Raw genomic sequence first — 20798 nt, 5'->3', positions numbered from 1 at the left:
GCTCAGTGGCGGTCGAGGGGCTCCACGATGAGCGCCTGGTGGCGACCCGCGATGCGCGTCAGGATGACCATGGCATGGGCGTCGCCGCGCAGCTTCAGCTGTGGCCGCAGCCGCTCGGGAGTGATGTCGATCCCGCGCTTCTTGATATCGACGATGCCAACCTCGCGTGCGTGCAGCGCGGACGCCAGGCGCTTGACCGAATACGGCAGCGAGTCGAGCACCCGATAACCGCGGGCGAACGGCGTCGCCATCTCCGAGTCGCACGTGAGGTAGGCGATCGAGGGGTCGACCAGGTGCGCGCCGATCGTGGCGGCGACCTCGCCCACCAGGCCCGAGCGGATCACGGCACCGTCGGGCTCGTAGATGTACTCCGCAAGGGCGCCTTCCGGCGCGCGATCGGTCGTGCCCTCGAGGTGGTGCGCCTGGCCATCGGAAATCACCAGCGCGGTGTGCCCAATGAAGCGAGCGAGCTTGCCGCTCCACAGCGAGGCCTCGACCACGGAGCCGTCGACGCTCACCCACTGCGCCTCGACGTCCGTGGGAATCGCGTCGTGATCGATGGCGGGGCCGACCTTGACGCCGAGCTCCGGCACCATCTCGCGCAGCGCGAGGACCGCGTCGAGGGCCGGGGAGTAGTCCTTGGGATCATGGCGTCTGCCGCGCGCATTGCGCCGCGCCGGGTCCGCGAAGATGCCGTCGATGCCGAGCGCCGCGACAGCGCCCGGGGCGTTCAGCGTCTTGATCGAATCCGCATGCACCACCTGGGTTTCGGGCCAGTGCCTCAGGTTGTGGTCGGCGATGAGCGCGGTGGCCTCGTCCAACTCGAACGCGACCACGGGCAGGCCCAGAGCTGAGGCGGCCATCGCATCGGCGCCGATGCCCGCGGTCAGGTCGGCGATACGCGTGCAGCCCGCCTCCCGGAAGCGCGTGGCGTGGAGCGCGGCGACGGACAGACGCGTCGCCTGCTCGAGGCCGTCTTGCGTGAAGAGCATCCCGTCGGCGAACTCGCCGAACTTCGAGCGCGCCGCAGCCCTGAGGCGCGACTGAGTCATCGCCGCCGCGACGCTCTGGCCGTCCGCCCCTGCCTTGCGTAGCCCGGCGCCGAGCGAGAGGGCGTCAGGCTCCGAGTACGGAGGGAGCGAGTCGATCAGCGACAGTCCGTCGGCGCTAGTAACCAGCCGCGCGGTTGAGGGGTCCATGTGGTCATCGTTTCACGCTCAGCGAAGACCGTGCGAACAGTTAGCACTCGACGTATGAGAGTGCTAAATTTGGAACGTCTCGCAAGGGACGCGCGAAATGTGCCGATGGCCTGACCCCCGCGACGGCGGGTCATGGGCAGTTCGTGCTTCATACGTTCTGATTACAACTCGATGGAAGGTGAGGTCCGCTATGTCGGTCTCTATCAAGCCTCTTGAGGACAAGGTTGTGGTGAAGTCGGCAGCTGCCGAGAAGACCACCGCTTCTGGACTCGTCATCCCGGACACTGCCAAGGAGAAGCCCCAGGAGGGCGAAGTCGTGGCAGTGGGACCGGGTCGCATTGACGACAATGGCAACCGCGTTCCCGTGGATGTCACCGTTGGCGACAAGGTGATTTACAGCAAGTACGGCGGAACCGAGATCAAGTACGCCGGCGAGGACTACCTAATCCTCTCCGCGCGCGACCTGCTCGCAGTCGTTAACTAGTAACCGCACGCGGTGGGGCAGGGCCTAGGCCCTACTTCTCCGCGAGGCGACACGAAGGCCCCGGAGCATACGCTCCGGGGCCTTCGTGTTTGTCAGACAGTGCGCGGCTACGACCGCGGAAACTCTGCGGCCGGGCCGTGTCGGCTAGCTTGCTTTCTTGAGGCGCCCGGACAGAATTGCGTGACGCTCGTCCTCGCTCAGTCCGCCCCAGACCCCGAAGGGCTCGCGTGCGTCCAGCGAGCGCTCGCGGCACAGGTCCAGAACCGGGCACCTCTCGCAGTAGCGCTTCGCGGCTTCGGCGCGACGCCGACGCGCTGCGCCTCGCTCGCCTTCCGGGTGGAAAAACAGGTCCGTGTCCGCTTCCCGGCAAGCACCGTTGTACTGCCATTCCCACTGGTCCTGCGTAGGTGCCGGTAACTTTGCGACCGTATCCATCTGTGCCCCCTATGGCGTCTCTTCGGGCCGGCCCCTGGTCACCCTTGACCTGAGCACCGCGTTCGTAAACTCAACGTACTCGTACATTCAACCTAATTCGGACAAACCGACCAGTCAACCCCCTGGCCGTCAGGCGCGTGCTACCTCTCTTTCTACTCCTACCTGCTTGCCTTGGCTAGCCCCCATATTGGGGGGCACCCAGGCGCGATGTGCCGCGCTCGAGTGGATAGTGGGACGACGTGTTGGAGGGCCCGTGCCGACCCGTAGACTTGACCAATGTCGACCGAATTGCATGACCCCTTTGGCCAAACTGGACTCACCTACGACGACGTGCTCCTGCTCCCGGGGCAGAGCGATGTGATCCCCTCCCAAGTCGACACGACGACTCGGCTGACGCGAGGTATCTCGCTCCGGGTTCCGCTGCTTAGCGCGGCGATGGACACTGTGACTGAGTCGAGGATGGCAATAGCTATGGCGCGACTTGGCGGCATCGGGGTGCTGCACCGCAACCTGTCCATCGAGGACCAGGCCCACCAGGTGCAGATCGTTAAGCGGTCAGAGTCGGGCATGATTACCGACCCCGTGACCGTGGGCCCGGACGCCACTCTGCTGGAGTTGGATGAGCTGTGCAGCAAGTACCGCGTGTCGGGACTGCCCGTGGTCGACGACGCGAACACGCTCCTGGGTATCATCACCAACCGCGACCTGCGGTTCGTCAACTCGGGAGATTTCGCCTCGCTGCGTGTGCGCGAAATCATGACGCCCATGCCGTTGGTCACCGGCCCGGAGGGCATCGGCAACGATCAGGCGGCGGAGATTCTCGCCAAGCACAAGGTCGAGAAGCTGCCGCTCGTCAACGGTGAGGGACGCCTGACTGGCCTCATCACTGTCAAAGACTTCGTGAAGACCGAGAAGTACCCCAAGGCCACCAAGGATGCGGAGGGCCGACTTCGGGTCGCCGCCGCGGTCGGATTCTTCGGCGACGCGTGGGAGCGCGCCACCGCGCTCGTCGACGCCGGCGTAGACGCGCTCGTGGTGGACACCGCGCACGGCCACGCGCAGGCAATGATTGACATGATTCAGCGACTCAAGTCCGACCCGGCCACGAGCCATGTGCAGGTGATTGGTGGCAACGTCGCCACCCGCGAGGGCGCCCAGGCGCTCGTCGATGCCGGAGTTGACGCCGTCAAGGTCGGCGTTGGACCGGGCTCCATCTGCACCACGCGCGTGGTCGCCGGGGTCGGAGTCCCGCAGGTGACGGCCGTCTACGAGGCATTCAAGGCCGCTGGCCCCGCGGGAGTGCCGGTGATCGCCGATGGCGGACTCCAGTTCTCCGGCGACATCGCCAAGGCGCTCGTCGCGGGCGCGGAGTCGGTGATGCTGGGCTCGCTGTTCGCCGGCTGCGCCGAGGCGCCCGGCGACCTGGTGCTCGTCAATGGCAAGCAGTTCAAGAGTTACCGCGGGATGGGTTCGATGGGGGCGATGGCCTCGCGTGGCCGTGTCAGCTACTCAAAGGACCGCTACTTCCAGTCCGATGCTCCCAGCGACGATGACATCATCCCCGAGGGCATCGAGGGTCGCGTGCCGTTCAAGGGCTCGGTCGAGAATGTTGGCCGTCAGCTGGTCGGTGGGTTGGGCCAGTCGATGTTCTACGTCGGTGCGCGCACCATTCCCGAGCTGCGCGAGCGGGGCAAGTTTGTGCGCATCACCCCCGCCGGGCTCAAGGAGAGCCACCCCCACGACGTCCAGATCACGGTCGAGGCGCCCAACTACTCCGGCAAGTAGAAGCGACTTGCCATCATGATGAGGGAGCCGACGGGCGTATTTGAGCGGGACGACGAGACGGTCGTCGCTCTGCAGCAGTTCGGGGAGGTCTTTCCGAGCTTCATGCTGAACTATCGTTTTGCGATAAATGAGATCGAGACCAAACTCAATATCCTCAAGCAAGAGTTTGAGTATCTTCACGACTACAGCCCCATTGAGCATCTGAAGTCGCGCCTCAAGTCCGTCGATAGCATTGTCGCGAAGGCCCGGCTCAGAGGCATCGAGTACACGCCGGAGGCTATCGGGGCCTCGATGCGAGACATCGCTGGCGTCCGCGTAGTATGCAGCTTCGTTTCGGACGCGTATGCGGTGGCGGACATGTTGGCGGCACAGGCCGACATTACGGTGGTCGAGGTCAAGGATTATATTGCGCACCCGAAGCCGAACGGTTACAAGAGTCTGCACCTCGTCGTGACGGTTCCGATCTTCCTGTCCGGCTCGGTCGAGGACATGTATGTCGAGCTGCAAATTCGCACCGTCGCGATGGATTTTTGGGCGAGCCTTGAGCACAAGATTTACTACAAGTACGGGCGCGAGATTCCCGCGCACCTGCTTAAAGAACTGACGGAGGCGGCTGCGACGGCAAGCCGGCTCGACGAAAAGATGGCGCGCATCCATTCGGAAGTCCGCGCGCTAGCGCCGCCGGCGGACGATGAGTAGTGCCCGTCTGGGTGCCTCGGAGCGGCATTGGCACCGGGCATCAACTCCCGTCCGAGGCTCCTACGCGCGACCTGACGCTGCCCAGGCGCGCACCAGGTCCTGTGCCATCGCGCTCGCGACGTGGACGGGCTCTGCGTTGCGGGTCTGCTTCGCGCCCGTCACGCCGCCGTCGTAGAGCACCATCAACTGGGCCACAATCGGGTCCGTCGGATCTGACCCAATGAGGCCGCCCACGTGCTCCGCCATGGTGCGTCGGTAGTCACTAACGATCTCGCCGATCGCCGTGTCCTGGGGTCGCTCGACCATCGCGTTCGTGAACGGGCACCCGTGGAACGATCCCGCCGCGATCGCGCTCGACGGAATGGTGAACATCAGCGTGACCCGCGCGGTCGCGCTCAAGGTGGGCTCGTCGACTAACTTCGCCGCGACGTGCCAGGACTCGGACTCTCCGCGTAGGTACGCCGCGACCAGGCCGTCCTTGTTGTGAAAGTGGTGGTACATGCTGCCCTTGGTGGCGCCCGATTCGGCGATCACGGTATCGATACCGGTCGCGTTGATGCCGTTTGCGTAGAACAACTCGGTCGCCGTCGCGAGCAGCCGATCCGCGGATTTGAGGGGCGCATTCGTGTTTGCAGCGTTCATATTGACATCCTAGACGAATCTGTCTAATCTGACTAGACGGTTCCGTCTAATCCAGAGGGCGGACAGAGAAGGAGTAGTTATGTCGCAGTTCAAGGTTGCAGTTGTCATCTACGAACCCATCACCGGTGATAGCGCCCGCGTGTACCGCGCTCTCAAGACCGCGCTCGAGTTCAAGACCGCGGGTGACGACGTGGTCGTCCAGTTCGACGGCTCCGGCGCCGAGACCCTCGCCGCGATTTCCAACCCCGAGAACCCGATGAACGCCCTTGCCGTCGCCCTCGCCGACAACATCACCGGGGCTTGCGGCTTCTGCGCGAAGTCGCACAAGGTCGAGTCCGAAATCGCCGACGCAGGCTTCACGCTCCTCGCCGACGACAACGGTGAGGCCAGCACCCGCAAGCTGATGCTTGAGGGCTACCAGATCCTGACCTACTAAAACGGTCCACGCCCGCCCTGCCCTCGCATTCTCGCGGCGGGCACGGCGGGCGTTTCGCTGTCTCCGAGCCGAGTGTCCCCGGTGTGGCTGGCGGGCTGGCAGAGTAGGGCGCGTGGAACTCACCTGGCAGGCTCTGGCGGTATTGGCGCTCGTCGCGCTCGCGGCGGGGTTCCTAGACACGTTGGCCGGCGGTGGCGGGCTGCTCACGGTCCCGGCGCTGCTGCTCGCGGGCATTCCGCCGCTGCAGACGCTCGGCACCAATAAACTGCAGGGCGCCTTCGGCACCGGCATGGCCACCTATCAGGTGATACGTAAGAAGCGCGTGCATTGGCGTGACGTGCGGTGGCCGATGCTGTGGGCGTTCCTCGGGTCGGCAGCAGGTGCGATCGCGGTACAGTTCATCGACGCCGACTCGCTCCTGGTGATCATCCCCATCGTGCTCGCCCTTGTTGCCGCGTACTTCCTCTTTGTGCCGAAGTCGCACCTGCCGCCGCCCAAGCCGCGCATGTCGGACCCGGCCTACGAGGCCTCGGTGGTTCCGGCCATCGGCGCTTACGACGGAGCCTTTGGTCCGGGGACCGGATCGCTCTTCGCGCTCAGCGGCGTCGCTCTTCGCGCCAAGCCGCTCGTGCAGTCCACCGCGATCGCCAAGACGCTGAACTTCGCTACCAACGTGGCGGCGCTGCTGATCTTCGCGTTTGCTGGCCAGATGCTGTGGATCGTGGGAGGGGTCATGATCGTCGGCCAACTCATTGGCGCCTACATCGGCTCGCACGTACTGTTCAGGGTCAACCCACTGGTGCTGCGCGTGCTGATCGTCGTGGTCTCGATCGGCATGCTGATTCGCGTGCTCACGGCCTAGCGGGCACCCGGGGTCAGGGGTAGAGGCCGCGAAGTTCGTGTGCCTCGACTACTCGTTGCACCGAGAGCGCCGTGGCCGCCTGCCGGTAGGTCAGCCCGTGGGCGCCCGCGTACGCGATGACCGAGTGCCAAGCCCGCGACATTCGCTCCTCGAGGCGCTCGTTCACCTCGGACTCGCGCCACTGGTAGGCCTGGTTGGCCTGCACCCACTCGAAGTAGGACACCACCACGCCTCCCGCGTTCGCAAGGATGTCGGGAACCACGAGTATTCCGCGGTCATTGAGGATCTGGTCGGCCTCGTTCGTCGTGGGCCCGTTCGCGCCCTCGACCACGATCGCCGCCCTGATGTCGTCCGCATTGTCGGCGGTGATGACGCCCTCCAGCGCCGCGGGGATGACCAGGTCGACGTCGGCAGTCAGCACATCCTTCGGATCGAGCTCCTCAGCGCCCGCGAAGCCGCTGACACTGCCGGTCGCGTCGACGTGAGCGGAGAGTGCGGTGATGTTGATGCCGTCGGCGTTGAAGATGGCGCCGTCCACGTCGCTGATGGCCCTGACCGCGACTCCCGCCTCGGACATGAAGCGGGCCGCGTCGCGGCCGACCTTGCCGAAGCCCTGGACCGCGGCCGATGCGGCGCTGGGGTCGAGGCCGCGGCTGGCCAAAGCCAGGAGCGCGATGTGTGAGACGCCGCGCGAGGTAGCGCTGGCGCGCCCGAGCGAGCCCCCGAGGCTGATCGGCTTGCCGGTGACCACACCCGGCACGGTGTGGCCCTTGGCGGACGAGTAGGTATCCATGATCCAGGCCATGGTCTGTTCGTTGGTCCCCATGTCGGGCGCGGGGATGTCCGTCTCCGGCCCAATGATGGGCAGTATCTCGGAGGTATACCGACGTGTGACGCGCTCTAGTTCCGCCTGGCTGTGCGTGCGGGGGTCGATCGCGATGCCGCCCTTGGCGCCGCCGTAGGGCACATCCACGAGCGCGCACTTCCAGGTCATCCACATGGCGAGCGCGCGGACCTCGTCAATGTCGACCGCCGGGCTGTAGCGCAGGCCGCCCTTGGCTGGGCCGCGCGAGAAGTTGTGTTGCACGCGGTAGCCGGAATACACCGCTACGGACCCGTCGTCGCGACGCAGCGGCACGCTCACCATCAACTCCCGGCGCGGCTGCGCGAGCATCGCGTGAACTCCGCTGCTCAGGCCCAGGTGTTCGACGGTGCTCGCCAACTGCGCGAGCGCATCGGTTAGCGGGCTGGTGTATTCAAGTGGCAGTTCTTGCGCGTTCATCAGCACCTCATCGTGTTGCGTTCGGCAGGTATCCCCGTACCCCTCGACACTAACCCCTTTGTCATGCGTTGGGTGAGGTATTAGCCAGGTCTTTAGGCTGCGGTAACGGTCTCAGATTTGACGAGTCAGACCGGCCATGACGGAGAGGGAAGATCGTCGACGGTGCCCTTGGAGGTGAGCCACGCTGAGAACTCGGTGGCCCACTTACGGTGAGCCTCGACCTGCTGGTCGTGGAGATCGGTGAGGGCGACCTCGCCGAGCTTGGGGTAGCGCACGGCGATCGCCTGAATCACGTCGAGCGTCGCGAGCACGTCGGCGTCGGCCGCGTGGAGGTCGTCGGCGACCACCGGAACTCCGTAGGTCTCGCACATGTTGACGAGCTTGCGCTTGCCCCTGCGCCAACGGTCGAGGTGGCGGTCCAGGACGAGCGGGTCGACGACGGGCCGGATGTCGTCTGTCGCGAGCCGCGAGGCCAGTGACGGTAGTCCGTGGCGTGCGAGTTCCGCTTCCAGAATGGAGACGTCGAACTGGGCGTTGAACGCCACGACCGGGAAGCCGGCACTCAGGGCGCCGGCGAGGATCGACGCGATCTCCTCGAGGGCATCGGCCGGGGACTGTCCCTCCGCCTGGACCATGGCATCGGTGATGCCGTGGACGGCCGTCGCCCCGACGGGGATCGGCACTCCGGGGTTGATGAGCCAGGTGCGTGCGTCAACGGACGCGCTCGCCCCGGACCCCGTGCGGGTGATCACCGCGGCGGTCACGATGCGGTCGTTGGAGGTGGATACGCCGGTGGTTTCGGTATCGAACCCCACCATGGTCTGCTCAAGCCAAGTCATGCCTCCACTCTGCCACCCGATACTGACACCCGGCGCGAGGCGCGACGCTGGCATCGGCCGCGCATCGGCGGCCAGCGACCGGCACACGAACGAACGGCCCCGCACGACTGTCTGCCGGTGCCGGTAGGCTGTGCGGGTGAGCAACGAAATCGAAATTGGCCAAGGCAAGCGCGGGCGACGCGCGTACTCGTTCGACGACATCGCGGTGGTGCCGTCGCGACGGACCCGCGACCCCAAGGACGTGACTCTTAACTGGCAGATCGACGCGTTCCAATTCACCATTCCGGTGATTGCGGCGCCCATGGACTCGGTGATGTCTCCCGCGTCCGCGATCGCGCTGGGCAACAACGGCGGGCTCGGCGTCCTGGACCTTGAGGGTCTGTGGACGCGGTACGAGGACCCGACGTCGCTCCTGGCAGAGATCGCCCAGTTGGACGACGCCAACGTCACCGCGCGCATGCAGGAGATTTACTCGGAGCCCATTAAGGACGAGCTGATTACCGCTCGACTGCAGGAGATCCGTGCGGCCGGCGTCACCGTGGCTGGCTCGCTCAGCCCGCAGCGCACCCAGGAGCACTACGAGACCGTGCTCAAGGCGGGCGTCGACCTGTTCTTCATTCGGGGCACCACCGTGAGCGCGGAGCACGTCTCGTCGGACGCCGAGCCCCTGAACCTCAAGAAGTTTATTTACGACCTCGACGTGCCGGTGATTGTGGGCGGGGCGGCCACTTACCAGGCCGCGCTCCACCTCATGCGTACCGGCGCCGCCGGCGTACTGGTCGGCTTCGGCGGAGGAGCCGCGCACACCACGCGCACCTCGCTGGGAATTCACGCGCCGCTGGCAACCGCGGTTGCAGACGTCGCCGCCGCTCGACGGGACTACTTGGACGAGTCCGGTGGGCGCTACGTTCACGTCATCGCGGATGGCGGACTAGGACACTCGGGCGACATGGTCAAGGCGTTCGCCTGCGGGGCAGACGCCATCATGGTCGGCGCCGCCTTGGCTCGCGCCTCAGAGGCACCTGGTGGCGGCTACCACTGGGGCCCGGAGGCCCACCACTCGGAGCTGCCCCGTGGCGAGCGCGTGCACGTCGGCACCGTGGGCACCCTGCACGAGCTGCTGTTCGGCCCCGGAACGCGCGCGGACGGCACCACCAACATGATGGGCGCGCTGCGCCGGTCGATGGCCACCACCGGCTACTCGGATCTCAAGGAATTCCAGCGCGTCGACGTGGTCATCAGCCCGTATCAGGCTCAGTAGGCACGAGGGCGCTGCGGTTGGGTCTAACTGCGCGGCTATCCGCGGACTACTGATCCCTGGATCAGCGGCGACGGAGTAGCCGGGAACCCGAAACGTATCCGTCATCGCGGTGACCCTAGACTCAGCGCATGAAATGTGTAGCGCTGCGCCACGTCGAGTTCGAGGACCTTGGCCACTGGGAGGCGGAGATCCGCGCCCACGGGTACTCCGTCACGTACGTCGACGCGGGCGAGGATGACCTGTCGCCCGTGCGCGACGCCGACCTCGTCGTGGTGCTCGGCGGGCCCATCGGCGTGGGTGACGCGGACCTCTTCCCGACCATCGAGGAGGAGACGCGGCTGATCCGCGACCGCCTCGACGCGGGACTGCCGGTGCTTGGCGTGTGCCTTGGGGCACAGCTCATCGCGCATGCGCTGGGGTGGACGGTCAAGCCCGGCGAACTCGAACTCGGGTGGGGGATCATCGACGTGAACCCGGCCGGGATGTCGACGCCCCTGCGCCACATCGAGGGCGTCCCCGTCCTGCAGTGGCACGGCGACACCATCACCGCTCCTCCGGGTCAGGAGCTGCTCGCCTCGACCGACGTGACGGCGTGCCAGGCCTTCGTGGTCGGCAGTGGCTTCGGCATCCAATTCCACCCGGAGGTGGACCCCGAGCGGTTCGAACGCTGGCTGCTGGGAAACTTCGTCGAGCTGCGCGGGCTTGGCCGAGACATCAACGAGTTCCGTGCGCAGACCGCGGCTGCCGCAGACGCGGCGACGATCGCGGGAATCCTCTTCATCCGCGAATACCTGCGCTCGCTCTAGCCGCTACGTCCGCACCGTAAAACGGCCGTACCCGCGCCCGCTCACGCACGAGCGCGCGAGCGCAAGTGCGATTTACGGTGCGGACGTAGGGGTGAGCGAGCCTTGGCCTAGGTCAGCAACTCGGACAGCGCCAGCCAAGATTCCTCAAGCTTGCTCGTCTCCGCCTCGTACTCGCGGAGCTTCTTGGTCAGCGAGGTGAGTCCGTCGTAGTCCGACTGGTCGTGGGTTGCCATGTCCGTGTGGATGGTCTGCATGAGTCCGGCGAGCTTGGCCATGCGCCGCTCGACGCTGGCCAGTTCCTTGGTCGCGACGCGGTGCTCGGAGCCGCTCAACGCGGACGCGGCGGGCTTCGCCGGTACGAATGCTGCCCTGGAATGAGCCGAGTCGGCCGAGGGTGCGGGCGCGTTCGCCGAGGCGGCGTCGCCCGACCGGGTGCGCTTGCGCTCGCGATCGTCGCTCGCACTTGCGCCCGATGCCGCCGCCAGCTTCGCGTCGGCGCCGGCCAACACGTCGGGCAGGTGGGTGGTGCCCGCCTGGCCGCCGAACGAACCGACTCCGCCGGTCTTGGTGCGGCGCTCGCGCGACAGGCGCACGTACTCGTCGATCCCGCCGGGAAGGTGCTGCAGGCCGCCGTCGACTACCGCGTACTGCTGGTCAGTCACGCGCTCCATCAAGTACCGGTCGTGACTGACCACGATCAGGGTGCCGGGCCAGGCGTCGAGGAGGTCCTCCATCGCCGCGAGCATGTCAGTGTCGAGGTCGTTGGTGGGCTCGTCGAGCACCAGCACGTTGGGCGCGTCGAGCAGAATCATCAGCAGCTGCAGGCGGCGGCGCTGGCCACCCGAGAGCTTGCGCACCTGCGTCTTGAGCTGCACAGCCGTGAAGCCGAGGCGCTCGAGTAGCTGCTTGGGTGACATCTCGGTGCCGTCGGAGAGCTCAACCGCTGAGTAGCGCTTGACGACCGCGCTGACTCGTTCGTTCTCGAATTCGTCGAGCTCGGACAGCTGCTGCGAGAGTGCCTGAACCCGCACGGTGATGCCGGTCTTGACGCGGCCTCCCGTGGGCTCCATCTCGCCGGTGATGAGCTTGAGCAGCGTGGACTTGCCCGCACCGTTCTCGCCCAGGATCCCGGTGCGCTCGCCGGGACCGATGTTCCAGCTCACGTCGCGCAGGACGTCCTTGGCGCTCTCGCCCTCGCCATAGGTCACGGAGCAGCGGATCAGGTTGACGACGTCCTTGCCGAGGCGCGAAGCCGCCATGCGCGCCAGCTGTACCTTGTCGCGAATCGGGGGGACGTCGGCGATGAGCTCGTTCGCCGCGTCGATGCGGAACTTGGGCTTGGCGGTACGGGCCGGCGCCCCGCGGCGCAGCCACGCGAGCTCCTTGCGCATCAGGTTCTGACGCTTGGACTCGGTCGCATTGGAGATCCGGTCGCGCTCGACGCGCTGCAGCACGTACGCGGCGTAGCCGCCCTCGTACTGCTCCACCTCGCCGTCGTGGACCTCCCACGTGTCGGTGCAGATCTCGTCCAGGAACCAGCGGTCGTGAGTCACCACCATGAGCGCGCCCTTGGTGGAGGCCCAGCGGCGCTTGAGGTGCTCGGCGAGCCACACCACGCCCTCGACGTCCAGGTGGTTAGTGGGCTCGTCGAGGAAGATGACGTCGTGTTCGCCTACCAGCACGTGTGCCAGCGCGACGCGGCGCTGCTGGCCGCCGGACAGGTTTCCTACGATCGAGTCGCCGGGTAGGTCCGGCACCAGGCCGGCCATGATGTCTCGGATGCGCGGGTCTGAGGCCCACTCGTAGGTCTCGGCCCCGTCGCCCACGATCGCCTCGAGGACGGACAGCGAGGTGTCGACGTGGTCGGACTGGTCGAGGACGCCCACGCGCGCACCGCGCGAGATGGTGACGCGGCCGCCGTGTGGCTCGAGGCGGCCTGCAAGCAGCTTCATGAGCGAGGACTTGCCTGCGCCGTTGCTTCCCACGACGCCGATCCGGTTGCCGTCGTCGAGTCCGAGGGACACGGAGTCGAGCACGGTGCCCATGCCAAAATCAAGGTGAAGCGCTTCCGCGCCTAAGAGGTGAGCCATGGCTTAAGGGTAGTTGCGTTGGGTGGGGGTCAGAACTGCGTGCCCGGTCTAAGGATTTACATGGCCGTAACGCGACCTGCGTGAATCCGTAACAACGATCCGTGAGAATCCTTCACATGATCCACATGATCCACTTGACCCGAGAGCATGTTGATAAGGCGGCGCGCCGCGTCGGCATGCCGTTGCTCGCGGTGGCCGTCGCCCTGCTAGTCGGCGCGGTCGCGATCGCCTCACTCGGGGAGTCCCCGCTCGAAGCTGCCCGCATCGTGATCGATGCTGGTTTTAGCTGCGGACCCGAGTACTGCAACCTGGGCTCGACCCTCAGCCTGGCCTCCCCGATCATCTTCTGCGCCCTGGGCGCAGTGGTGGTGCTGCGCGCCGGGCTGTTCTCTATTGGCCAGGAGGGCCAATACGCGCTGGGCGGGCTCGCCGCGGCGGTTGTGGGCGTGTGGCTCGATGTGCCAGGCGGAATCCACCCCATCCTGGCCCTCGCCGCATCGGCGCTTGCCGGGGCGCTGTGGGGCCTTATCCCCGCTGTACTGCGCGTGTTCCTCGGCGTCAACGAGCTCATCGTGTCCATCGTGCTCAACGCCATGGCGGGCCTACTGCTGAACTTCTTGGTCAACTACCCGCTACGTGCCGAGGCCTCCTCGGTGGGCTACACCCCATCCATATCGGAGAGCGCCAGGCTGCCTGTTTGGGACACGTCAACAAAGTTTGGGCTCGGATTCGGGCTCGCGATCATTGCCTGTGCCGCAGTCTGGTTCCACCTCAACCGCACCACCGCTGGTTTTGAGCAGCGGATGAGCGGCGGGGCGAACCTCTTCGCCCGCTACTCGGGCATGGCGCCCAAGAAGGCTGTCATCCGTGCGGGACTGATTGGTGGGGCGCTCGCGGGATTGGGCGGCGGGGTCCAAGTACTCGGTGTGAACTACCGCGTGATCGAAGGGTTCAGCGACGGGACGGGCTTCATCGGCCTGACGGCCGCCATCCTCGGTGGCGTCAGCGCCATTGGTGCGGGGATCGCCGGCACCCTCTACGCAGGCATCACGGTGGGCGCCGTCAACGGACTGCAGATCCAGATGGGCGTGCCGCGGGAGATCGGCTCGACGGTGCTCGCGCTCATGATCGTTTTCGTCGCGGCGCAGCAGCCCGTCCTCACTCGCATCGAACGATGGCGGGACCGACGGCGGGCGAATCAGCTGATCGACGAGGGCCGAGCCGACGCGCTCGTGACCTGGGCGCCGCCGGATCCCAACGCTCCGCCGGACTCCACTGATCCAAACCACACCCGAACGGAGGCCCGTCGATGATGTGGTGGGCAGATTTCATGAACTCCGGGCTGCGGCTGACCGCGCCGATCCTCTTCGCGGCAGTGGCTTCGATGCTCTCCGCCCGTGTTGGCATCCTGAATCTGGCGATTGAAGCCAAGGTGCTAGGCGGGGCGTTCGTCGCCATCCTGGTGACCGCGGCGACAGGCAACATCGTCGTCGGAATCCTCGCCGCGGCGGCCTTCGGCGCAGGCATCGGCTGGGTCATGGCGATGGCGGACCGGCTGGGCGTTGACCTGGTGGTGCTGGCCATCGGCCTCAACATGCTGATGCTGCAGGCGACCGTGTTCTTCATGCGGGCCTTCCTGGACGGCGTGGGAACGTACAACCCCGATATCGAGACGCTGAGCGCGATCGAGATCCCGGTGCTGTCGAGCCTGCCGTTCATAGGCCGGGTCCTCAACGGCATGAACATTCTCGTGTACGGCGCCTTCTTCGCCTCCTTTGCGGTGGCCATGTTCCTGCGCACCCGGATGGGTCGGCACCTGATTGCGGTGGGGGATGCTCCCGCCGCGGCCGCTAGCGCGGGAATCAGCGTCAAGCGGACGCAGCTGCGGACGCTGGTGGTGGCTGGCGCGATCGCGGGCCTGGGCGGTGCCTACCTTTCCGTGGGAGACCTGGGCCTGTTCACGCGCAACATGAGCTCCGACCGAGGTTGGATCGGCATCACCGCGGCTTTGCTCGCGGTCAATGTTGCGGCGTACATCGCCCCCGCCGCGATGGTCTTCGGATTCGCGGCCTCCGCGTCGATCCGGCTCCAGGAGTTCGGCGTCCCCGGCAGCGTGACCCAGTTCATCCCGCAGGGAGCCGCGCTAGTGGCGCTAATCCTGGTCGGGGTGCGCAGCAGCTCTCGACAGTCGCTGCTCCAACTATGGCGGCGTTCCAGTCGAATCCGCTGGCGCTCCAAATCGCCTCCAGCCAAGAGCGGAGTGACCCCCTAGCAAGTCCCCGGCATTAACCCGACAAGGAGAACCATCATGAAAACATCACCAAAACTATTCGGTGCCCTCGCGGGCGCAGCGACGCTCGCCCTGGTCGCCGGCTGTTCCAGCGCTTCCGACTCCACTGAGTCGAGCCCCTCTTCAGAATCCGCATCCGTGGACTTCACCTACGCGCTGGTCACGCCCGGCGCGGCCGGCGATGGCTCGTTCATCGACTCCGCCATCACGGGTGCCACGCTGGCGGAGGCCGAACTCGGCGTCTCCGGCGCCGTCGTTGAGGCGGAATCGGTGTCGCAGCAGGAGAGCGTGCTGCGTTCGACCGTAGCCACGCAGCCCGACATCATCATCGCGCCGGGGCTCGACCCGGAGTCGCTGCTGGCGGTGGCCGCGGAGAACCCCGACCAGCTGTTCGGCGTTCCGAGCGACATCTACGTAGGCGAACTTCCTGACAACGTCCAGGCCTACTCGATCAACATGCAGGACGCGAGTTACCTGGGTGGCTACGCCGCCGGAAGCCTGACCGAGACCGGTCAGGTAGGCGCCGTGCTGGGCATCGACAACCCGGGTCTGAACCAGTTCTACTACGGCTACAAGCAGGGCGTGCTCGACGCGTGCCCCGAATGTGAGGTCACCCCGACCTACCTGAACGGCGAGTTCGGGGACCCCGCAGTGGGACAGGAGGCCGCACTCGGTCTGTTCCAGGGAGGCGCGGACATCGTCTTCGCCGTCGCGGGACTGTCCGGCCAGGGCGTGTTCAAGGCCGCGGAGGACACCGGAAACTACGCCATCGGCGTCGACCTGAACCAGGACGGGGACGCACCCGGAACGGTCATCGCCTCGGTGATGAAGCGCGTCGACGTCACGACCTACGCGCTGATCGAGTCGGCGCTCAACGACCAGTTCACGTCCGGATTCGTCCAGGCGGGCATCGACGACGGATTCTCGGGCCTGAGCTGGCTCGCGGGCTCGACGACATTCGCCGACAACGGACCCGAGGCGTTGGCCTCGCAGGTCCCCGCGCTGACCGATGAGATCACGGCACTTCAGGAGCAGATCGTCAGCGGCGAGATCCTGGTGTGCGACGCCCTGAACGATGCGTCGAGCGAGTCCTGCGTCGAGCTCGGACTGGCCGGCTAGGCAACAGGTCAGGAACGAGAGACACATCATGACAACCACCTCAGGCGAGGCGCCGCGACTCGAGTTCCGCGGCATGCGGAAGTACTTCGCGGCATCGGGAGTGCTCGCGGTCGCGGACGTCTCGCTTGAGGTGGCGCCCGGTGAAGTCGTTGCGCTGATTGGCGAGAACGGCACCGGGAAATCGACGCTCATGCACCTGCTCTTCGGCGTACACGAGCCGGATGCCGGGGAGATCTTTGTTGACGGTCAGCCCGTCAAGATACGCAGCCAACAGGACGCGATCGACGCGGGCCTGGGCATGGTTCAGCAGCACTTCGCGCTGGTCCCGGGCTTTACGGTGGCCCAAAACGTGCTGCTGGGACGGGAGCCTTCCCGCCGCGGCTTCTACGACGACGCGACCGCCGTGAAGATGGTGCAACAGCTCATCGAGGATTCGGGCATGAGGCTGGACGCTCGATCTCCGGTGAAGGATCTTCCCGTGGGCGCGCGACAGCGCGTCGAGATATTGAAGGCGCTGGCGGCCGACGCGCAGCTGCTGATCCTTGACGAACCCACGGCGGTACTTACGCCGGCGGAGGCTGAGGAACTCATCGAGATGGTGCACACGATTGCCGCCCAGGGCAGGTCCGTCGTGTTCATCTCCCACAAGCTCCCTGAGGTGCAGGCCATCGCGGACCGGATCGTAGTGATGCGGCGCGGCCGGATAGTGGGGCAGGTGCGTGCCGGAGAGGCGTCCAACGCTGAACTCGCCCGCCTGATGGTGGGTCGCGAAGTGCTCTTGGAGACCAAGCTAGCTGACAAGCCCGCAGGAGAAGTCGTGCTCGCGGTCGAGGCCGTTTCCCAGCCCGCGACCGCGCAAGGAGGATCTGGTCTAGCCGACATCGGCTTCGAGTTGCACGCCGGAGAAGTGATCGGCATCGCCGGTGTCGACGGCAACGGCCAGGACGAGCTAGTCGACGCGATAGCGGGCCTGTCCCGACCGGAGTCGGGGCGCATCAAGGTCTGCGGACGCGACACGACGGGGCGTAATCCCGGCGAGGTGCGCGCCGCGGGACTGGCGCATATCGCCTCCGACCGCATGCACGTGGGCCTCAATCTTGACGCCACCCTCGAGGAGAACGCGGTCTCTACTCACTTCAAGGACCCCGAGTACAGCCGCCGCGGCGTGATCCGGCGCGCCAACCGTCGGCGTTTCGCCAAGCGCACCATCGACGATTACGAGGTCAGAGGTGGTTCGCCAACCAACGCCGTCCGGTCACTGTCGGGAGGCAACCTCCAGAAGGTTGTCATCGGGCGGGAGTTGAGCGGGTCCCCACGCGTGGTGATCGCGAATCAACCCACCCGTGGGCTCGACGTGGGTTCCATCGAGTTTGTGCACTCGGTGCTGTCTGACGCCCGACGGGACGGCAGCGGAATCCTGCTGGTCTCCGCGGAGCTCGATGAGGTGCTCGCCCTGAGCGACCGCATCGCCGTCATGTACGACGGCCGATTGGTAGGACCCTTCGCCCGCGATGAAGTCACGAGAGAGACGATCGGCCAGATCATGGCCGGAGGAGAGGAAGCCGCATGAGCTCCATAGGACGTAACACTCAGACCCGGACCATTGTGGCCGACCATATTTGGGTGAACGACGGCGAGGGCACGGTGCTGTCCGCCGGCGCGATCGACATCCTCGACGGACGCATCGAGCAGGTCCGCGCGATCACCGGTGCGCGTCCGTCGGGCCCCGGCGTGGTGGACCTCGGCGCGGTCGTGGTGATGCCGGGGTTGGTAAACGCCCACGCCCACACCCCCATGTCGCTGATGCGCGGGGTCGCCGAGGGCACCTCGTTGCTCACGATGGCGGGATTCCTGAAGGTGCTGAGGACTCGCGAGGCGCACCTCACCCCGGAACTCGTGCCCGCATCGGTAGCCGTGTCGTGCGCGGATTACATTCGTCACGGGATCACGTCCTTCGCGGACCAATACTTTTACGCCGACGAGATCGCCCCCGTGGTGCTGGAGTCCGGGATGCGGGCGCGGTTGGCTTGGGGCATCGTGGAGCTCGGCGACGACGAGGCGCGCTCGCGAGAGCTTGCGGCGGCGGAGAAGTTCGCCGAGTCCATGGTGGGCGCGTCCGATGTGGTGCGGGGCTGGCTCGGCCCTCACGCCTTCTTCGTGGACAACCAACCCGAGGCGATGCTGACCGAGTTGGCCGTCGCGAAGAGGCTTGGCGCAGGACTGCACGCCCACTTTTCCACCACGTCCGAGGAGGACGACTGGTGTGCGGCCAACGGCGGTGGCACCGCCGTCGACCGGTTGGTCGAGATGGGGATGCTCGACGTTCCCACAATCCTTGCTCACTGCACCTCGTTGCCCGTCGAGCAACTTCCGGCGCTCGCGGGTACTCGCGCGGCGATGGCCGTCGTGCCGTCGGTGGCCATGCAGTCAGGTGTGTCCGCGGCGCCGGTCCGCGAGGCGCTCGACCACGGGGTCACGGTGGCGCTCGGCACGGACAACGTGTGCAACAACACCAATGTCGACATGTTCGAGGAGATGCGCACCCTGGGCAAGCTCGCCGCGTTCACCTCCAAGATCCCCAACCAAGTTTCGCCTCGCGAGATCCTCGAGATCGCGACCGTTGGAGGCCAGCGAGCTATCGCTGGCGACGACTCAGACGGGCGGCTGGTGGCAGGAGCGGTGGCTGACCTCATTGCGATTCCCGTGAGCGAGATTGCGCGGGGCCCGGTGGGCGCTCAGACGCTGGAGTCTGCATTGGTTTACGGCACCAGCGGATCATCCGTGAGTCATAGCATGGTGGCCGGACGTTGGCTCATGGCCGCGCGCGAGGTCCTCACCCTGGACGTCGCCAGCGCGCTGTCACGCCAGCAAGCCGACTATGACATCCTCCTTGCGCGAATCGCCGAGGAGGCGGGCGCAAGCAACGGAGCAAGGGGCCAATGATGGACGTCGACGAGCGAAGGACCCGCATCGGGCAGATCGTATCCGAGCACGGCGAGGCGGCCTTTGCCTCGCTCGCCGCCGACTTCGGAGTGTCCGAGATGACGATCCGGCGCGATGTGGAGGCCCTCGAGAAGGCGGGCCTGGTCCGGCGGATCTTCGGTGGAGTAATCGCCGGGAGTGGCATGGGCCTCGAGCCGCCGTACGGCCAGCGAGCAGGGCGCGAGGTGGGCTCCAAGGACCGCATCGGCGCCGCCATCGCGGACGCGCTCCGTCCCGGTGAGACGGTGTTCCTCGACTCCGGTTCTACGGTCGCCGCAGTAGCGCACGCGCTGCAGGGACGTGACCTGGGGCTTACCGTCCTCACCCCCTCTATCCAGGTGGCGGTAGCCCTCGCGGACGAGCCCGGCACGCGCGTGATCCTTCTTGGCGGTGAGGTCCGCGCTGGCGAGTTGAGCATCATCGGGCACGATGCCGAGCAGATGCTCGCGCGCTACAACTGTGACACCTTCGTCGCCGGCGTCGCCGGCGTCGATCCCGTGAAGGGCCTCACTGAGTACCACCCGCAAGAGGCGAGCATCAAGCGCGCCGCGGTCGCGCGCTCGGCGCGAGTGATCGTGGGTGCCGACTCGACCAAGCTCGGGCAAGTCTTCCTCGTGACGGTCGCTGCGCTGGACCAGGTCGCGATGCTCGTCACAGATTCCTCAGACCATCCCACCCTTGCCGCCGCCCGTGAGGCCGGCGCATCTGTCATCACCGTCTCCGACGGCAACCCTCCCTACTTGAATGGAAATGAACAATGACCGCCTCCAAATTCTCTGCGATCTTCCCCAACGCCGCCAAGCCGCTGATAGCCATGGCGCACGTGCCCGCGCTGCCAGGCACCCCCCTCTACGACGCTGACGGGGGAGTGCAGAAGCTCGTCGACCACGTCCAACGTGACGTCGAGCTGCTCGTCGAGGCTGGCTTCGATGCGGTGATGTTCTGCAACGAGAATGACCGCCCCTATGAGCTTAAGGCGGGGCCCGAGGCATCGGCGGTGATGGCCAGGGTCGTCACCGAGTGCCGGCCCCAGACCATTCCCTTCGGCGTGGACTTTCTCTGGGACCCGAGGATCGCGCTGGCGGCGGCAGTCGCGACGGGGGCATCGTTCATCCGCGAGGTCGTCACTGGCGTTTGGGAGTCAGACATGGGTCTATGGCAGACCGACGCGGCAGCGGTTCTGCGCGAACGCCGACGCCTCGACGCGAGCGATATCGCAATCTTCATGAATGTCACCCCCGAATTCGCCTCACCCATCGGCAAACGGACTCCCGCAGACACCGCGCGTTCGACAGTGGTCTCGTCGCTCTCGGACGCAATCCTGGTCTCCGGTCCCATGGCGGGCGAGGGGCCCGACGCCTCCACGTTGCAGTCGGTCGTTGACGCTGTAGCGGGAGCCGCCCCGGTGCTGCTCAACACCGGCGCGCGCGCTGACAGTATCGCCAAGATGCTCACGATCGCGGACGGGTGCATTGTCGGATCGTCGCTCAAGGTGGATGGTTACACCTGGAACGAGGTCGACCGCGACCGCGCCTTCCGATTCGTTGAGGCTGCCCGCGCGTGACCCCGCGACACCTAGAGGCGCGG

Annotated in this window: 20 protein-coding genes; 14 read left to right on the top strand and 6 right to left on the bottom strand. The window is 66.3% G+C overall.

What is annotated here, in order from left to right; translation table 11 throughout:
- Window positions 1–2 precede the first annotated feature (2 nt).
- Window positions 3–1199: a THUMP-like domain-containing protein gene (locus tag ACQU6B_RS11425; RefSeq protein ID WP_430867674.1), complete on the bottom strand. Its 1197-nt coding sequence runs from the start codon at window positions 1197–1199 to the stop codon at window positions 3–5.
- Between the two features lie 190 nt (window positions 1200–1389).
- Between ACQU6B_RS11425 and groES the strand changes: the two genes are divergently transcribed.
- Window positions 1390–1683 carry a co-chaperone GroES gene (gene groES, locus ACQU6B_RS11420; protein ID WP_430867673.1) on the top strand — a complete coding sequence of 98 codons (294 nt, stop codon included), beginning with the start codon at window positions 1390–1392 and terminating at the stop codon, window positions 1681–1683.
- 144 nt (window positions 1684–1827) lie between these two features.
- Here the strand turns inward: groES and ACQU6B_RS11415 are convergent, their stop codons facing one another.
- Window positions 1828–2118 carry a WhiB family transcriptional regulator gene (locus tag ACQU6B_RS11415; RefSeq protein WP_430867672.1) on the bottom strand — a complete coding sequence of 97 codons (291 nt, stop codon included), beginning with the start codon at window positions 2116–2118 and terminating at the stop codon, window positions 1828–1830.
- 276 nt (window positions 2119–2394) lie between these two features.
- Here ACQU6B_RS11415 and guaB point away from each other — a divergent pair, with 276 nt between their 5' ends.
- Window positions 2395–3903 carry an IMP dehydrogenase gene (gene guaB, locus ACQU6B_RS11410; protein ID WP_430867671.1) on the top strand — a complete coding sequence of 503 codons (1509 nt, stop codon included), beginning with the start codon at window positions 2395–2397 and terminating at the stop codon, window positions 3901–3903.
- A gap of 15 nt (window positions 3904–3918) precedes the next feature.
- Complete coding sequence (locus ACQU6B_RS11405) at window positions 3919–4602, top strand: GTP pyrophosphokinase (RefSeq protein ID WP_430867670.1); 684 nt, start codon at window positions 3919–3921, stop codon at window positions 4600–4602.
- Between the two features lie 60 nt (window positions 4603–4662).
- Here the strand turns inward: ACQU6B_RS11405 and ACQU6B_RS11400 are convergent, their stop codons facing one another.
- Entirely contained in the window at window positions 4663–5244 is a 582-nt protein-coding gene (locus ACQU6B_RS11400; protein ID WP_430867669.1) for a TetR/AcrR family transcriptional regulator, read from the bottom strand.
- Window positions 5245–5323: 79 nt separating this feature from the next.
- Here ACQU6B_RS11400 and ACQU6B_RS11395 point away from each other — a divergent pair, with 79 nt between their 5' ends.
- Together ACQU6B_RS11395 and ACQU6B_RS11390 are read left to right on the top strand one after the other, a co-directional pair.
- Complete coding sequence (locus ACQU6B_RS11395) at window positions 5324–5680, top strand: sulfur reduction protein DsrE (protein ID WP_430867668.1); 357 nt, start codon at window positions 5324–5326, stop codon at window positions 5678–5680.
- Window positions 5681–5792: 112 nt separating this feature from the next.
- Window positions 5793–6542 (top strand): TSUP family transporter, encoded by a 750-nt coding sequence (locus ACQU6B_RS11390; protein WP_430867667.1) that lies wholly within the window; start codon window positions 5793–5795, stop codon window positions 6540–6542.
- A 13-nt stretch (window positions 6543–6555) separates the two neighbouring features.
- Here ACQU6B_RS11390 and ACQU6B_RS11385 read toward each other — a convergent pair whose 3' ends face one another.
- Both ACQU6B_RS11385 and ACQU6B_RS11380 read right to left on the bottom strand, forming a co-directional pair.
- Window positions 6556–7824 carry a Glu/Leu/Phe/Val family dehydrogenase gene (locus tag ACQU6B_RS11385; protein ID WP_430867666.1) on the bottom strand — a complete coding sequence of 423 codons (1269 nt, stop codon included), beginning with the start codon at window positions 7822–7824 and terminating at the stop codon, window positions 6556–6558.
- Between the two features lie 125 nt (window positions 7825–7949).
- The gene (locus tag ACQU6B_RS11380) at window positions 7950–8663 is read right to left on the bottom strand and encodes an exonuclease domain-containing protein (protein ID WP_430867665.1); all 714 of its coding nucleotides are present in this window, start codon (window positions 8661–8663) and stop codon (window positions 7950–7952) included.
- A gap of 136 nt (window positions 8664–8799) precedes the next feature.
- Here ACQU6B_RS11380 and ACQU6B_RS11375 point away from each other — a divergent pair, with 136 nt between their 5' ends.
- Both ACQU6B_RS11375 and ACQU6B_RS11370 read left to right on the top strand, forming a co-directional pair.
- Window positions 8800–9924 (top strand): GuaB3 family IMP dehydrogenase-related protein, encoded by a 1125-nt coding sequence (locus ACQU6B_RS11375; protein ID WP_430867664.1) that lies wholly within the window; start codon window positions 8800–8802, stop codon window positions 9922–9924.
- A 128-nt stretch (window positions 9925–10052) separates the two neighbouring features.
- Window positions 10053–10730 carry a glutamine amidotransferase-related protein gene (locus ACQU6B_RS11370; protein ID WP_430867663.1) on the top strand — a complete coding sequence of 226 codons (678 nt, stop codon included), beginning with the start codon at window positions 10053–10055 and terminating at the stop codon, window positions 10728–10730.
- Window positions 10731–10837: 107 nt separating this feature from the next.
- Here ACQU6B_RS11370 and ACQU6B_RS11365 read toward each other — a convergent pair whose 3' ends face one another.
- On the bottom strand, window positions 10838–12820 hold the full coding sequence (locus ACQU6B_RS11365) for an ABC-F family ATP-binding cassette domain-containing protein (RefSeq protein ID WP_430867662.1): 1983 nt from the start codon (window positions 12818–12820) through the stop codon (window positions 10838–10840).
- 116 nt (window positions 12821–12936) lie between these two features.
- Here ACQU6B_RS11365 and ACQU6B_RS11360 point away from each other — a divergent pair, with 116 nt between their 5' ends.
- From ACQU6B_RS11360 to ACQU6B_RS11330, 7 genes are read left to right on the top strand one after another with little or no spacing between them, the layout of a single operon-like run.
- Window positions 12937–14133 (top strand): ABC transporter permease, encoded by a 1197-nt coding sequence (locus ACQU6B_RS11360; protein WP_430867661.1) that lies wholly within the window; start codon window positions 12937–12939, stop codon window positions 14131–14133.
- Window positions 14130–15092, top strand: coding sequence for an ABC transporter permease (locus ACQU6B_RS11355; RefSeq protein ID WP_430867660.1), 963 nt, complete (start codon window positions 14130–14132; stop codon window positions 15090–15092). Before ACQU6B_RS11360 ends, ACQU6B_RS11355 begins: the two co-directional genes overlap by 4 nt.
- Window positions 15093–15128: 36 nt before the next feature.
- A complete protein-coding gene (locus ACQU6B_RS11350; protein ID WP_430867659.1) occupies window positions 15129–16229 on the top strand; it encodes a BMP family ABC transporter substrate-binding protein in 1101 nt (366 codons plus the stop codon).
- 28 nt (window positions 16230–16257) lie between these two features.
- Complete coding sequence (locus ACQU6B_RS11345; protein WP_430867658.1) at window positions 16258–17799, top strand: ABC transporter ATP-binding protein; 1542 nt, start codon at window positions 16258–16260, stop codon at window positions 17797–17799.
- On the top strand, window positions 17796–19172 hold the full coding sequence (locus ACQU6B_RS11340; protein ID WP_430867657.1) for an amidohydrolase family protein: 1377 nt from the start codon (window positions 17796–17798) through the stop codon (window positions 19170–19172). Before ACQU6B_RS11345 ends, ACQU6B_RS11340 begins: the two co-directional genes overlap by 4 nt.
- Window positions 19169–19972, top strand: coding sequence for a DeoR/GlpR family DNA-binding transcription regulator (locus tag ACQU6B_RS11335; protein WP_430867656.1), 804 nt, complete (start codon window positions 19169–19171; stop codon window positions 19970–19972). The genes ACQU6B_RS11340 and ACQU6B_RS11335 overlap by 4 nt, the downstream gene beginning before the upstream one ends.
- On the top strand, window positions 19969–20775 hold the full coding sequence (locus ACQU6B_RS11330) for a BtpA/SgcQ family protein (RefSeq protein ID WP_430867655.1): 807 nt from the start codon (window positions 19969–19971) through the stop codon (window positions 20773–20775). The genes ACQU6B_RS11335 and ACQU6B_RS11330 overlap by 4 nt, the downstream gene beginning before the upstream one ends.
- Window positions 20776–20798: the final 23 nt, after the last annotated feature.

It is taken from the genome of Demequina aurantiaca, assembly GCF_050598105.1.
Taxonomy (GTDB): domain Bacteria; phylum Actinomycetota; class Actinomycetes; order Actinomycetales; family Demequinaceae; genus Demequina; species Demequina aurantiaca_A.
The sequence above is the reverse complement of the archived record's forward strand: the minus strand, read 5'-3'. Positions and strand labels throughout refer to the sequence as shown.